Raw genomic sequence first — 14,480 nt, 5'->3', positions numbered from 1 at the left:
CTAAGCCATCAACAACAGAGAGCGCCGTGGCGCTCTCTGTTGTTTTAGTGGCGGCTAATCAGGTATAGCGGTCAGCCCTTGCCATCCCGTTTGCGCTGATACATCAGCTCATCTGCGCGGGTGAGCAGCTCGGCAAGGGAGGCACAGCCGCGCCCGTCATAACAGACAATCCCGGTGCTGCAGGTCAGCGCATAGCCGCAACCACAGTGCTGATTGTGCTCGGCCAACATGGCATTGAAACGCTCATAGGCCAGTTGCGCCTGCGCCTCCACCACATTGGGCAGCAGGACGGCGAACTCATCGCCGCCCATGCGGGCAAAGACGTCGGCGCCACGAAAAGCCTGCTTGAGCAGAGTGGCAAAGGCGATCAGGGCCCGATCCCCTTCCGCATGTCCCCACCTATCATTGATCCCCTTGAAGCCATTGAGATCCAGATAGAGCAGCGCCAGTGGCATCTGCAAGCGACTGGCCAGCGAGAGGCTCTTCTCCGCCAGCATCACGAACCCGCGCCGATTGGAGATCAGGGTCAACTCATCAATGGTGGCCAGCTGCACCGCTTCGATCTCCCGCACCACCATCGCAGCCAGATCCTTGAGCAACCCCACATCCTCGTCGCTCAATTCCCGTGGCACCGTATCGATGATGCAGAGCGTCCCCAGTTTGCAACCGTTGGCGATCCGCAGTGGCTGTCCGGCATAGAAGCGGATACCGGGCCCACCCACCACCAGCGGATTGTCGGCAAAGCGGGGATCCTGCGAGGCATCCGGCACGATGAAGGTCTCATTGCCCATGATGGCGTGGCCACAGAATGAAATATCCCGCGCGGTCTCGCTGACCTCCAATCCGATACAGGATTTGAACCACTGGCGATCTTCATCCACCAGACTCACCAGCGCGATGGGGACATTGAACATCCGTCGGGCCATGCGGGTCAGCCGGTCAAACCGCTCCTCGGCCTCGGAATCCAACAAAGAGAACCGCCGCAGGGTCGCCAGCCGCAATGCCTCATCGGGTGGAATGGGTGCCTCTAGCATCGTGCCTCTCCGGTTAGTGCCAAAACCTATCTTTAGCATATTGGGCTTTGCTGAAGTCGGGGCTGCCAGGAGAAAACAAAAAGCCGCTCATGCGAGCGGCTTTTTTTATGAAGCGGACTGAAGATTACTTTTTCTTCTTGGCCTTGGCGTTCGGCAGGTCGGTGATGGAGCCTTCGAACACTTCAGCAGCCAGACCCACGGACTCGTGCAGAGTCGGGTGAGCGTGGATGGTCAGCGCGATATCTTCGGCGTCAGCACCCATCTCGATGGCCAGACCGATTTCACCCAGCAGTTCACCGCCGTTGGTACCCACAATGGCACCACCGATGACGCGGCCGCTCTCCTTGTCGAAGATCAGCTTGGTCAGGCCGTCGGAGCAGTCGGAGGCGATGGCGCGACCGGATGCAGCCCACGGGAAGGTGGCGACTTCGAAGTTCAGGCCCTGTTGCTTGGCTTCCTTCTCGGTCAGACCCACCCATGCCATCTCTGGCTCGGTGTAGGCAATGGACGGGATCACTTTCGGGTCGAAGTAGTGCTTCTTGCCGGCGATCACTTCGGCGGCAACGTGACCTTCGTGCACACCTTTGTGCGCCAGCATCGGCTGACCCACGATGTCACCGATGGCGTGGATGTGCGCCACGTTGGTACGCAGCTGCTTGTCCACCTCGATGAAACCGCGCTCGGTCACGGCAACGCCAGCTTTCTCGGCATCCAGCATCTTGCCATTCGGCACACGACCTACGGCAACCAGCACGTTGTCGTAACGAACCGGCTCGGCCGGAGCATGTTTGCCTTCGTAGGAGACGTACAGGCCGTCTTCGCGCGCTTCAACTGCGGTGACCTTGGTCTCCAGCATGATGTTGAATTTCTTGGCGACGCGCTTGGTGTAAATCTTGACGATATCTTTGTCGGCAGCCGGAACCAGCTGGTCGGCAAATTCCACCACGTCGATCTCGGAGCCCAGAGAAGAATAAACAGTCCCCATCTCCAGACCGATGATACCGCCACCGATAACCAGCAGTTTGCCGGGAACGGTTTTCAGCTCCAGCGCATCGGTAGAGTCCCATACGCGCGGGTCATCGTGGGGGATAAACGGCAGCTTCACCGGACGGGAACCGGCCGCGATGATGGCGTTGTCGAAGGTCACAGTGGTCTTGCCATCGGCACCTTCAACTTCGAGGGTGTTCGGGCCGGTAAATTTACCCAAACCGTTCACAACCTGCACTTTACGCATCTTGGCCATGCCAGCCAGACCGCCGGTCAGCTGGTTGATCACCTTCTCTTTCCACAGACGCACTTTGTCGATGTCGGTCTGCGGGGCACCGAAGACGATACCGTGCTCGGCCAGCGCCTTGGCTTCTTCAATCACTTTGGCAACGTGCAGCAGGGCCTTGGAGGGGATGCAGCCCACGTTCAGGCAGACGCCACCCAGGGTGGAGTAACGCTCGACGATAATAGTATCCAGACCCAGATCGGCTGCACGGAAAGCAGCGGAATAACCGGCAGGGCCAGCACCCAGTACTACGACCTGGGTTTTGATTTCTTTACTCATCATGACCTCTTTGTCGTTCTTATATCCCCGGACAGCGCAGTCTTATACCAAAACGGGTGGCTGCAGCCGTGAAAAAAACGGGGCAAGTTTACGATCATGTTAATGAAATGAGAAGTAAAAAGGGCAGGCTCTGGGCCCGCCCTCTCACTTACAGGACCAGTCGACGAATGTCGGACAGCACGCCGTTCATGGTGGTGATGAAGCGAGCCCCATCGGCACCATCGATCACCCGGTGGTCGTAGCTCAGAGCCAGCGGCAGCATCAGGCGCGGCGCGAACTCTTTGCCGTTCCACTTCGGCTTCATCTCGGACTTGGAAACACCGAGGATGGCCACTTCCGGCGCGTTGACGATCGGGGTAAAGCTGGTACCGCCGATGCCACCCAGGCTGGAGATGGTGAAGCAACCGCCCTGCATGTCGGCAGCGGTCAGCTTGCCGGCACGGGCCTTCTTGGAGATCTCGGCCAGATCGCGAGACAGCTCCATGATGCCCTTCTTGTTAACATCGCGCACCACGGGCACAACCAGACCGTTGGGGGTATCCACCGCCACACCGATGTGGATGTACTTCTTCATGATCAGCTTGCTGCCATCTTCGGACAGGGAGCTGCAGAAGCGCGGGTGAGCTTCCAGCGCCTTGGCGGCGGCTTTCAGGATGAACACCAGCGGGGTGATCTTCACGTCAGCCTTCTGCTTCTCGAGCATGGCGTTCTGCTCTTTGCGGAACGCTTCCAGCTCGGTGGTATCGGCTTCGTCGAACTGGGTGACATGAGGGATCATGACCCAGTTGCGGTGCAGGTTCGGGCCGGAGATCTTCTGGATGCGGGTCAGCTCGACTTCTTCCACATCACCAAACTTGCTGAAGTCTACCTTCGGCCACGGCAGAACACTCATACCGTTGCCTGTACCGGTGCCAGCAGCCGGAGCGGACTCGGCGCGCTTGATGGCATCCTTCACGTAGGCTTGCACGTCTTCTTTGACGATGCGGCCCTTGCGACCGGAGGCTTTCACCTTGGCCAGGTTGACGCCAAACTCGCGCGCCAGACGGCGTACTGCCGGAGAGGCGTGTACGTAAGCGTCGTTGGCAACGAAATCGGTCGCAGCGGCAGCAGCCTGGGCAACCGGAGCCGGAGCAGCAGCCACAGGGGCAGCGGCGACCGGCGCGGCAGCTTGAGCAACCGGCGCGGCGGCAGGGGCAGCACCAGCCACTTCGAATACCATGATCAGGGAACCGGTGGAGACCTTGTCACCCGCCTTCACCTTGATCTCTTTGACCACACCGGCGAACGGCGCAGGCACTTCCATGGAGGCCTTGTCACCTTCCACGGCGATCAGGGACTGGTCGGCTTCAACCTTGTCACCCACGGCAACCATGATCTCGGTGACTTCCACTTCGTCACCACCGATATCCGGTACGTTGACCTCTTTGGCAGCGGCGGCAACCGGGGCGGCAGCCACCGGCGCGGCAGCTTGGGCCGGAGCAGCAACGGCAGCAGGCGCAGCGCCAGCCACTTCAAATACCATCACCAGAGAACCGGTAGAGACCTTGGCGCCAGCGGCAACCTTGATCTCGACCACGCGACCGGCGAACGGTGCCGGCACTTCCATGGAGGCCTTGTCACCTTCCACGGCGATGATGGATTGGTCGGCTTCTACCATGTCGCCCACGGCAACCATGATTTCAGTCACGTCCACTTCGTCGTCACCGATGTCCGGTACGTGCACATCTTTGCGCGCGGCAGCGGCAGGTGCGGCGGCCGGAGCAGCAGCAACCGGTGCAGCCACTTCAGCAGGGGCGGCAGCGCCTTCGGCTTCGAAGATCATGATCTGGGAACCGGTGGCAACCTTGTCGCCCACCTTGATCAGGATCTCTTTGACGATACCGGCGGACGGGGCCGGCACTTCCATGGAGGCCTTGTCGCCTTCTACCGCGATGATGGACTGGTCCAGCTCGACCTTGTCACCCACGGCCACCATGATCTCGGTGACTTCAACTTCATCGGCGCCGATATCCGGCACCATAATCTGTTTGGACATTGTGCTTTATCCTCTTGCGTCGATCCGCGTGACTGGCTGATGCCGCCACGCACATCTCGCGTTAACCGTTTTAAATCCTGGCAGGGTCGCGCCGTCATACGGCGCGACCCTTGATCCACTTACGCGTACAGCGGGTTGACCTTGTCGGCATCGATGCCGTACTTGGCGATGGCGTCGGCCACAACCTGCTTGTCTACCTCGCCGCGCTTGGCCAGTTCGGTCAGGGCAGCAACCACCACGTAGAACTCGTTCACTTCGAAGTGACGACGCAGGTTGGCACGGCTGTCGGAACGGCCGTAACCGTCGGTACCCAGCACGCGGTAGTTCTCGGTCGGAACGAAGGCGCGAACCTGATCGGCGAAGGACTTCATATAGTCGGTCGCAGCGATGGTGGCTTCAGAACCCAGTACCTGAGCGATGTACGGTACGCGAGCTTCGGCAGTCGGGTGCAGCATGTTCCAGCGATCCGCGTCCTGACCGTCACGAGCCAGCTCGTTGAAGGAGGTGACGCTGAATACATCGGAACCGATGCCATACTCGCTGGCCAGGATCTGGGCAGCCTTGCGCACGTGACCCAGGATGGAGCCACAACCCAGCAGCTGAACTTTCGCCTTGGCACCGGCGACGGATTCCAGCTTGTAGATACCCTTGCGGATGCCTTCCTCGGCGCCTTCCGGCATGGCTGGCATCGCATAATTTTCATTGAGAGTGGTGATGTAGTAGAACACGTTCTCCGGGTTCTCACCGTACATGCGGCGTAGGCCGTCCTGTACGATCACCGCCACTTCATAGGCGTAGGACGGGTCGTAGGAGATGCAGTTCGGGATGGTGTTCGCCAGGATGTGGCTGTGACCATCTTCGTGCTGCAGACCTTCGCCGTTAAGAGTGGTACGACCGGAGGTCGCACCCAGCAGGAAGCCACGGGCTTGCTGGTCACCGGCTGCCCACGCCATGTCGCCGATCCGCTGGAAGCCGAACATGGAGTAGTAGATGTAGAACGGGATCATCGGGCAGTCGTTGGTGCTGTAAGAGGTCGCAGCAGCCAGCCAGGAGGACATGGCGCCCAGCTCGTTGATACCGTCTTGCAGAACCTGACCCTGCTTGTCTTCCTTGTAGTAGGAGACGATGTCGCGGTCTTGCGGGGTGTACTGCTGACCGTGCGGGCTGTAGATACCGATCTGGCGGAACAGACCTTCCATACCGAAGGTACGGGCTTCGTCAGCGAGGATCGGAACGATGCGCTTGCCGATGGACTTGTCTTTCAGCATCACGTTCAGGGAACGCACGAACGCCATGGTGGTGGAGATTTCGCGCGCCTGCTCACCCAGCAGCGGGCCGAAGGCATCCAGCGCCGGGATTTCCAGCTTGGTGGTGCTTTCGCGCAGACGGGTCGGCACATAGCCTTTCAGGGCAGTGCGGCGGTCGTGCAGGTATTTGTGCTCGGCAGAACCGGCTTCGATCTTCAGGTAAGGCAGATCGGCCAGCTGCTCGTCGGCCACCGGCAGGTTGAAGCGGTCACGCAGGTGACGCACGGAGTCCAGCTCCATCTTCTTGACCTGGTGAGCGATGTTCTTGCCTTCAGCCGCTTCACCCATGCCGTAACCCTTGATGGTCTTGGCCAGAATAACGGTCGGCTTGCCCTTGGTCTGGGTCGCCTTGTTGAATGCAGCGAACAGTTTGCGAGGATCGTGGCCACCGCGGTTCAGAGCGAAGATCTCCTCGTCGGTCATGTCTTTGACCAGCGCGGCAGTTTCCGGATAACGGTTGAAGAAGTGCTCGCGGATGTAGCCACCGTCGCGGGACTTCATGGTCTGGTAGTCACCGTCCACGGTCTCGTTCATCAGCTGGATCAGCTTGCCGGAAGTGTCTTTCTTCAGCAGCTCATCCCACTTGCGACCCCAGATAACCTTGGTGACATCCCAACCGGCGCCAGCGAACAGGCCTTCCAGCTCGTTGATGACCTTGCCGTTACCGACAACCGGACCATCCAGACGCTGCAGGTTGCAGTTAACCACGAACACCAGGTTGTCGAGCTTTTCACGCACGGCAACGGTCAGGGCACCCTTGGCTTCCGGCTCGTCCATCTCGCCATCACCCAAGAAGGCGTAAACGGTCTGCTCGGAGCAATCCTTGATACCACGGTCGGTCAGGTACTTCAGGAAGCGAGCCTGATAGATGGCGGCGATGGGGCCCAGCCCCATGGATACGGTCGGGAACTGCCAGAAGTCCGGCATCAGTTTCGGGTGCGGATAGGAAGGGATACCCTTGCCGTCCACTTCCTGACGGAAGTTGTCCAGCTGCTCTTCGGTCAGGCGACCTTCAGCAAACGCACGGGCGTAGATACCCGGGGAGATGTGACCCTGGAAGTAGACCAGATCGCCACCATCCTTCTCGTTGCGAGCACGGAAGAAGTGGTTGAAGCAGACTTCGTAGATGGTCGCGGAAGAGGCGAAGGAAGACATGTGACCACCCAGGTCCAGGTCTTTCTTGGAGGCGCGCAACACGATCATCATGGCGTTCCAGCGGATAATGGCGCGAATGCGGCGCTCCATCTCCAGATCGCCCGGGTAGTCCGGCTCTTCGCTGGACGGGATGGTGTTGATGTAATCGCGATTTGCCTTGGCAGCCACGTCCACACCGCTTACGCGGGCTTTCTCGGCCAACTGTTCAAGGATGAACTGAGCGCGTTGCGGGCCCTCTTCACGCAGCAGGGATTCCAGAGAGGCAAGCCACTCCAGCGTTTCTATCGGGTCCACATCGTTCTTCAGGATATCAGACATGGCTGGTTCCTATGTTGTTGTGATTGCACGGCATTGCACGGCGAAGGGCGCAAGCATTCGACAATAGAGCCTTGTGGGATTAGTTTTCCTGCTGACGGATCCGACGCATGGATCGCTGGATCCGGCTGTCTTCCCTCTGCATATCCAACAAGGTGTCCTCGATAAAGGCCAGATGCTCATGACAAGCAGTTCTGGCCCGCTCCGGAGCCCCCGAAAGAATAGCCTCGATAAGGTTCGCGCGATGGCGACGTATCTTGGCGACAACTCCCGGGCGGCGATTCAAAATCTCGTTATTTTGCAGAATGTTCTGCTCGAGCATCGGGCTCATGGCCCGCAGCAGGTGCAGCAGCACCACGTTGTGGGAGGCCTCGGCCACCGCCAGATAAAACTGGGTCACGGCTGCCGATTCGGCCACCAGCGAACCGGACTGGCCCGCCTCTTCGATAGTGGTTTGCACCTGACGAATGCGCTCGAAGTCAGACCCGGTTCCCCGCAAGGCCGCGTAGTAGGCACAGATGCCTTCCAGCGCGTGGCGAAACTCCAGCAGGTCATACTGGGCTTCCGGGTGGGTACTGAGCAGTTCGAACAGGGGATCGGCGATCCCCTTGCTCAGGGCATTCTGCACATAAGTGCCGCCGCCCTGACGGCGATAAAGCAACCCGCGCGCTTCCAGCCGCTGGATGGCTTCGCGCAAAGAGGGGCGCGATACCTGAAACTGGATGGCGAGTTCCCGCTCGGGCGGCAATTTCTGCCCCGGCTGCAGGCTGCCTTCCAGAATCATCTGTTCCAGCTCGGCGACAATGGAGTCGGCCAACTTGGGTTGCGTAATCTTGCGATAGGGCATGAGGCTACTTTGTTAAATTGGTATTACCAATTTCATGGATGGGGCGAAAATTAGCAGAGGGCTTTTGAAAAGTCCACTCAAAAGATGATCTGAGTCAAGAATCAACCCCACCACTTAAGGGGTAAAGCAGGGGAAACATGATTTAGCTCATAGAAAATGGTCTGACCAATATTCTTGACTGCGCTCACAAATAACATTTGCGCAACCAGAGACAACAATGGCCTGCCAGATCTGCAAGCCATTGATTTTAAAACCCAAACTAAATTTGAGCATTTACTTTAGCTGTTGAGTAGTTGCCGGTAGTAATCCCACTGAAAACTGGCACCCGGATCCGTCTTGCGCCCTGGTGCGATATCGCAATGACCGACAATTTTTTCGTGGGTAATCGCCGGGTAGCGCACCGAGATGGCTCGGGTGAGCCCTGCCAACACCCGGTACTGGGCCTCGGTATAGGGGGTCTCGTCGGTCCCTTCCAGCTCGATACCGATGGAAAAATCGTTGCATGCCTCCCTCCCCTGCCAACTCGAGACACCGGCATGCCAGGCGCGCGCGCCGAACGGCACATACTGCACCAGCTCGCCATCACGGCGGATCAGGCAGTGGGCCGAGACTCGCAATTGATGGATAGCGGCAAAATAGGGGTGAGCATCCGGGTCGAGTCGCCCCATAAAGAGATCGTCGATAAAGGGGCCGCCAAACTCTCCCGGCGGCAGGCTGATGCCATGCACCACCAGCAGGGAGATATCATCCGGCGCTGCCCGTTGGTTGTGATGGGGAGAAGGCACCCGGCGCGCCTGCTGGCACCAGCCGGCAGCATCGATAGAGAAACAAGGTTGCGAAGTGAGTTGAGTCATCGGCTACTCGAATTGGCTGACAGATGGCTGGACAGTGCAGAAAGATGCCGGGCAGACCAGCGCCGGCGCACTGAAACAGGGGAAAAGGGTATGGTAGGCTGAGTCATCTTCCGCTCGATATGGATGGATTATGCAGCAAACGGCACGCTGGATGTGGTTACTGGCCTGGCTCTCTTTGATGGGCCTGCTGACCCTCTATTTTCACTCCCGCAACCAACCGGGCGTCACCGCCAGCGGCGAACTGCTGCTGCGGGCCGACCAGAGCGGCCACTATCGTCTGGAGGGTGCCATCAACGGTCAACCGGTGCAACTGCTGCTCGATACCGGTGCCACCCGCGTCACCATCCCCCTGCGGGTGGCCGAGCGGCTCGGCCTGACCGCCCGCGGCAGCAGCCAGGTCAATACCGCCGCAGGGCCGATCCGGGTCGGCAACGGCACCATCGAAACGCTGGCGATGGGGCCATTGACCTTGTACGATCTGGCCATCTTTATCAATCCGGTGGCCAGTGGTGATGAAGTGCTGGTGGGCATGAACGCCCTCGGTCGACTGGAGCTGGTTCAAAAGGAGCGGCAGTTGCTGCTCAGACCCTTGCAGGAATAAGGCATGTTTCAACAGGATGTCAGCCGCGCCGTGCGCGCCGCACTACTCGAAGATTTGGGCGATGCCCTCACCACGCTGGACCAACCGGACGCCAGCGCCGATATCACCGCTCAGCTGATCCCGGCGGATCGGATGGCCAGCGCCCGGGTTATTACCCGCGAAGCGGGGGTATTCTGCGGCCAGCCCTGGGTGGATGAAGTCTTCTTGCAACTGAATGCCCAGCTCGGCGGCGAAGTGAAGGTGGAGTGGCAGGTGCAGGATGGGGAAGTGCTCTCCCCCAATCAGGAGCTGTTTCGCCTGCACGGCCCTGCCCGCCTGCTGCTGACCGGCGAGCGCAATGCGCTGAACTTCGTCCAGACCCTCTCCGGCGTTGCCACCCTCACTGCTCGCTATGTGGCTGAACTGGAAGGCACCGACTGCCGCCTGCTCGACACCCGCAAAACCATACCGGGGCTGCGCACCGCCCAGAAGTACGCGGTCAGTTGCGGTGGCGGCAAGAATCACCGCATCGGCCTCTATGACGCTTACCTCATCAAAGAGAACCATATCCTCGCCTGTGGCGGCATCGCCGAGGCGATTAACGAGGCGCGCCGGCTCAATCCGGGTAAACCGGTAGAGGTAGAAGTGGAATCACTGGCCGAACTGGAGCAGGCGCTGGCGGCACAGGCCGATATCGTGATGCTCGACAACTTCGACGTGACCATGATGCGGAAAGCGGTCGCCATCAATCAGGGCCGCGCCAAGCTGGAAGTCTCCGGCAATGTCACCCTCGATACCCTGGCAGAATTTGCAGCTACCGGCGTCGATTTTATCTCTGTCGGGGCGCTCACCAAGCATGTGCGGGCGCTCGATCTCTCCATGCGCTTTATCCAGCCGTGAGATTCACCCCACAGACCTGAGTAAATACTCGGACTAACCGGAACAACAACTTGCAAAAGGCGCCATGGGCGCCTTTTCTTTATGCAGGTTCCCGCAGTAAAGGAGTGTGATAACGGACCCGCTTTCACCGGTAACCAAGAGTCATAAGAAGCTACTTTTTTTATGACACGCATCAAGTTTCTTGTTAAATGACTGATATGTAGTTAACAAAATGGGCAAACTCTGTTGCCCCACCTGACAGCTCGGATAAGATGCTGACGTGCGGATTATTTTTCAGCCCGCGTCACTGGAACCAAGGATAAAAGGATATTTTCCATGCAAAGCCAAATGAAGAAACAATCGGGTTTTACCCTTATTGAACTGATGATCGTGGTCGCAATTGTGGCCATTTTGGCGGCGGTAGCACTGCCGGCGTATCAGAGTTATACAGAGAAAGCAAAAATGACAGAGCTTGTATCTGCTACTGGAGCAGGTAAAACAGCTCTGGAAGTTTGCGTTCAAACATCTACATCTGCTGCAAGCTGTACATATAGCGCAACTACAACAACACAAAATGTTAGCGCTGTTGAGGGTGGCGTTTCTGGTGGAACCGCAACCATTACAGCAACCGGCAGAGGTGACCTAGCATCAAAGACTTGCACTCTGACAGGCCCAGTTAGTGGCTCAGTAATTAACTGGGCTGTACCAAACTGCTAACGCATGACCTCTAGCCCCAATAGCGGCCTGGCGTTAAGCCTGGCCGCCTCTTCATTGATCAGTGAAGAGGAGTCCCAGCGCTATCTGAGCCAGGCCAAGGCCCAGCGCAAACCCTTTGTGACATTTCTGATCGAAAACGAGATCCTCGACAGCAAGGCGCTCGCCGATTTTTGCGAGCTGGAGTATGGGGTACCTCTGCTGGATCTTGCCGCCTTCGACTTGGCCGAGATCCCGCAGAAGTTCCTCAATCAAAAGCTGATCGACAAGCACCACGTCCTGCCCATCTATACCCAGGGCCACACCCTCTATATCGCCATGTCGGATCCGACCAATGTCTCGGCACTGGAGGACTTTGGCTTCAGCTTCGGCCTGCATACCGAAGCGCTGCTGGTGGAGGAAAACAAGCTCACCGCCGCCATCGGCAAACTGCTGGAGAGCGAAAATGACGCCCTCGGCATGGAGGATATCGACGAATCCGAAATTTCGGATCTCGAGGTCTCCGACGAGAACAGCCGGCTGGACGAGAGCGTCAATACCGCCGATGACGACGCTCCCATCGTCAAGTACATCAACAAGATCCTGATGGATGCCATCAAGCGCGGCGCCTCCGACCTCCACTTCGAGCCCTATGAGCAGAAGTACCGGGTGCGCTTTCGTATCGACGGCATTTTGCATGAGATCGCCACACCACCGGTCAATCTGGCCAACCGCTTCTCCGCCCGCCTCAAGGTGATGGCGCGGCTCGATATCGCCGAGCGGCGGCTGCCGCAGGATGGCCGCATCAAGTTGAAGTTGTCGCGCAACAAGTCGATGGATATGCGGGTCAACACCCTGCCCACCATGTGGGGGGAGAAGATCGTTATCCGGCTGCTCGACTCCTCGGCGGCGCGGCTCAATATCGAGCAACTCGGCTTTGATGACCGCCAGAAGGCGCAATACCTGCGCGCCCTCACCAAGCCACAGGGGATGATCCTGGTGACCGGCCCCACCGGCTCGGGCAAAACGGTCTCGCTATATACCGGCCTCAATATTCTCAACACCACAGAGGTGAATATCTCCACCGCCGAAGATCCGGTGGAGATCAACCTGCCCGGCGTCAATCAGGTGCAGGTCAACCCCAAGGCGGGGCTCACCTTCGCCAGCGCCCTGCGCTCCTTCTTGCGGCAAGACCCGGATGTGGTGATGGTGGGGGAAATACGGGATCTGGAAACCGCCGAGATCGCCATCAAGGCGGCCCAGACCGGTCACCTGGTGCTCTCCACCCTGCACACCAACTCCGCAGCGGAGACCCTGACCCGGATGATGAATATGGGGGTACCGGCCTTCAATATCGCCTCATCGGTCACCCTGATCATGGCCCAGCGGCTGGCCCGCAAACTGTGTGACCACTGCAAGGAGCCGGAGGTGGTGCCGGAAGCCGAACTGCTGGAGCTGGGCTTTACCCAGCAGCAGTTGGCGGCCGGGCTGCGGCTGTTCAAACCGGTCGGTTGCAAGGAGTGTTCCGGCGGCTACAAGGGGCGGGTCGGCATCTACGAAATCATGCTGATGTCGGAGAACATCGCCAAATTGATCATGCAGGGGGCCAACTCCCTGCAAATCGCCGCTATTGCGCAAAAAGAGGGGATGCGAACCCTGCGCACTTCAGGGCTGGAGAAGGCCCGGCTCGGGGTCACCAGTCTGGCTGAGATCAACCGGGTCACCACCAACTAATGCCCGTGGCGCAAACCGTCGCCAGTGATTAGTTGGTAGATTCTTCGTAGGTTGGTAGGTTCTTCGTAGGTTCGATTAGCGTAGCGTAATCGGACATTCGCGGAATCAGGCACACGTAATCAGACATTCGCGCAGGAAAACAGGATGTACGCCACCTAACCGGGCGTTTGTATCATAAGGGCTGGCGCCCGACCCAATTGCAGGATGCAAAGATGGCAACCCTCACGAAAAAGAACAATGCCCCCAAGAAAGTCTTCGCCTTCCGCTGGCACGGGGTAAACCGCAAGGGGCAGAAGGTCTCCGGCGAGCTGCAGGCCGACAGCATCAATACCGTCAAGGCGGAGCTGCGCAAGCAGGGGGTCAATGTCACCAAGGTGGCCAAGAAATCCCAGGGGCTCTTCTCCAAGGGCGGCGCCAGGATCAAGCCGATGGATATCGCCATCGTCTCACGCCAGATCACCACCATGCTCTCCGCCGGTGTACCGCTGGTGCAGAGCCTGCAGATCATCGCCCGCAGCCATGAAAAAGCCTCGATGCGCGAGCTGATGGGGCAGATTGCCGCCGATGTGGAGACCGGCACCCCCATGTCGGAAGCGCTGCGTCGCCACCCCCTCTACTTTGATGATCTCTACTGCGATCTGGTGGAAGCCGGTGAACAATCCGGTGCGCTGGAGACCATCTACGACCGTATCGCTACCTATCGGGAAAAGTCGGAAGCACTCAAGTCGAAGATCAAGAAGGCGATGTTCTACCCCACCATGGTGATTCTGGTGGCCATTGTGGTCACCTCCATCCTGCTGCTGTTTGTCATTCCGCAGTTCGAGGATATCTTCAAGAGCTTTGGTGCCGAGCTGCCCATCTTTACCCAGTTCGTTATCGGCATCTCCCGCTTTATGCAGGATTGGTGGTATGTCTTCTTCGGTGGCACCGGGTTGGCCATCTTTCTCTATGTCCGTGCCTGGCGCGCCTCCCAGAAGGTGAAAGACAATACCGACAAGTTTGTCCTCACCATTCCGGTGGTCGGGATGATCCTGCACAAGGCGGCGATGGCCCGCTTTGCCCGTACCCTGTCGACCACCTTCTCCGCCGGTATTCCGCTGGTGGATGCGCTGATCTCGGCGGCCGGCGCCTCCGGCAACTACGTCTATCGCACCGCCGTCATGGCGATCCGCAACGAGGTGGTGGCCGGTATGCAGATCAACGTGGCGATGCGCACCGTCGATCTCTTCCCCGATATGGTGATCCAGATGGTAATGATCGGTGAGGAGTCCGGCGCCATCGATGATATGCTCTCCAAGGTCGCTACCATCTTCGAGCAGGAGGTGGATGATCTGGTCGATGGCCTCACCAGCCTGCTGGAACCCCTCATCATGGTGGTGCTCGGGGTGCTGGTCGGCGGCATGGTGATCGCCATGTACCTGCCCATCTTCAAGCTTGGCGAAGTGGTAGGCTGATTTATCAGGGCATGGCACCACTGCCATGCCCTTCCCCTATT

The 14,480-nt window shown here is 58.7% G+C and carries 11 protein-coding genes; 5 read left to right on the top strand and 6 right to left on the bottom strand.

Annotated features, from left to right (window positions below):
* Positions 1–71: 71 nt before the first annotated feature.
* The 6 genes from BN1117_RS08100 to ampD all read right to left on the bottom strand — a co-directional run bounded on the left by BN1117_RS08100 (position 72) and on the right by ampD (position 9,099).
* Complete coding sequence (locus BN1117_RS08100) at positions 72–1,034, bottom strand: sensor domain-containing diguanylate cyclase (protein WP_040096375.1); 963 nt, start codon at positions 1,032–1,034, stop codon at positions 72–74.
* Between the two features lie 124 nt (positions 1,035–1,158).
* Positions 1,159–2,586, bottom strand: a complete 1,428-nt coding sequence (gene lpdA, locus BN1117_RS08095) for a dihydrolipoyl dehydrogenase (RefSeq protein WP_040096373.1) — start codon at positions 2,584–2,586, stop codon at positions 1,159–1,161.
* Positions 2,587–2,734: 148 nt separating this feature from the next.
* Positions 2,735–4,621 carry a pyruvate dehydrogenase complex dihydrolipoyllysine-residue acetyltransferase gene (gene aceF / locus BN1117_RS08090; protein WP_040096371.1) on the bottom strand — a complete coding sequence of 629 codons (1,887 nt, stop codon included), beginning with the start codon at positions 4,619–4,621 and terminating at the stop codon, positions 2,735–2,737.
* Between the two features lie 119 nt (positions 4,622–4,740).
* Positions 4,741–7,401 carry a pyruvate dehydrogenase (acetyl-transferring), homodimeric type gene (gene aceE / locus BN1117_RS08085; RefSeq protein ID WP_040096370.1) on the bottom strand — a complete coding sequence of 887 codons (2,661 nt, stop codon included), beginning with the start codon at positions 7,399–7,401 and terminating at the stop codon, positions 4,741–4,743.
* A gap of 79 nt (positions 7,402–7,480) precedes the next feature.
* On the bottom strand, positions 7,481–8,245 hold the full coding sequence (gene pdhR, locus BN1117_RS08080; RefSeq protein WP_040096368.1) for a pyruvate dehydrogenase complex transcriptional repressor PdhR: 765 nt from the start codon (positions 8,243–8,245) through the stop codon (positions 7,481–7,483).
* A 278-nt stretch (positions 8,246–8,523) separates the two neighbouring features.
* Positions 8,524–9,099, bottom strand: coding sequence for a 1,6-anhydro-N-acetylmuramyl-L-alanine amidase AmpD (gene ampD / locus BN1117_RS08075; protein WP_040096366.1), 576 nt, complete (start codon positions 9,097–9,099; stop codon positions 8,524–8,526).
* Positions 9,100–9,229: 130 nt separating this feature from the next.
* Here ampD and BN1117_RS08070 point away from each other — a divergent pair, with 130 nt between their 5' ends.
* The 5 genes from BN1117_RS08070 to BN1117_RS08050 all read left to right on the top strand — a co-directional run bounded on the left by BN1117_RS08070 (position 9,230) and on the right by BN1117_RS08050 (position 14,439).
* The gene (locus BN1117_RS08070) at positions 9,230–9,700 is read left to right on the top strand and encodes a retropepsin-like aspartic protease family protein (protein ID WP_040096364.1); all 471 of its coding nucleotides are present in this window, start codon (positions 9,230–9,232) and stop codon (positions 9,698–9,700) included.
* Positions 9,701–9,703: 3 nt separating this feature from the next.
* Complete coding sequence (gene nadC / locus BN1117_RS08065; RefSeq protein ID WP_040096362.1) at positions 9,704–10,579, top strand: carboxylating nicotinate-nucleotide diphosphorylase; 876 nt, start codon at positions 9,704–9,706, stop codon at positions 10,577–10,579.
* Between the two features lie 327 nt (positions 10,580–10,906).
* A complete protein-coding gene (locus BN1117_RS18960) occupies positions 10,907–11,275 on the top strand; it encodes a pilin (protein WP_082032570.1) in 369 nt (122 codons plus the stop codon).
* A gap of 3 nt (positions 11,276–11,278) precedes the next feature.
* A complete protein-coding gene (gene tapB, locus BN1117_RS08055) occupies positions 11,279–12,985 on the top strand; it encodes a PilB family type IVa pilus assembly ATPase TapB (protein ID WP_040096360.1) in 1,707 nt (568 codons plus the stop codon).
* Between the two features lie 212 nt (positions 12,986–13,197).
* Positions 13,198–14,439 (top strand): type II secretion system F family protein, encoded by a 1,242-nt coding sequence (locus tag BN1117_RS08050; RefSeq protein WP_040096359.1) that lies wholly within the window; start codon positions 13,198–13,200, stop codon positions 14,437–14,439.
* Positions 14,440–14,480: the final 41 nt, after the last annotated feature.

The organism is Aeromonas australiensis (assembly GCF_000819725.1).
GTDB lineage: Bacteria > Pseudomonadota > Gammaproteobacteria > Enterobacterales > Aeromonadaceae > Aeromonas > Aeromonas australiensis.
This window is presented reverse-complemented; position numbering and strand designations above follow the sequence as displayed.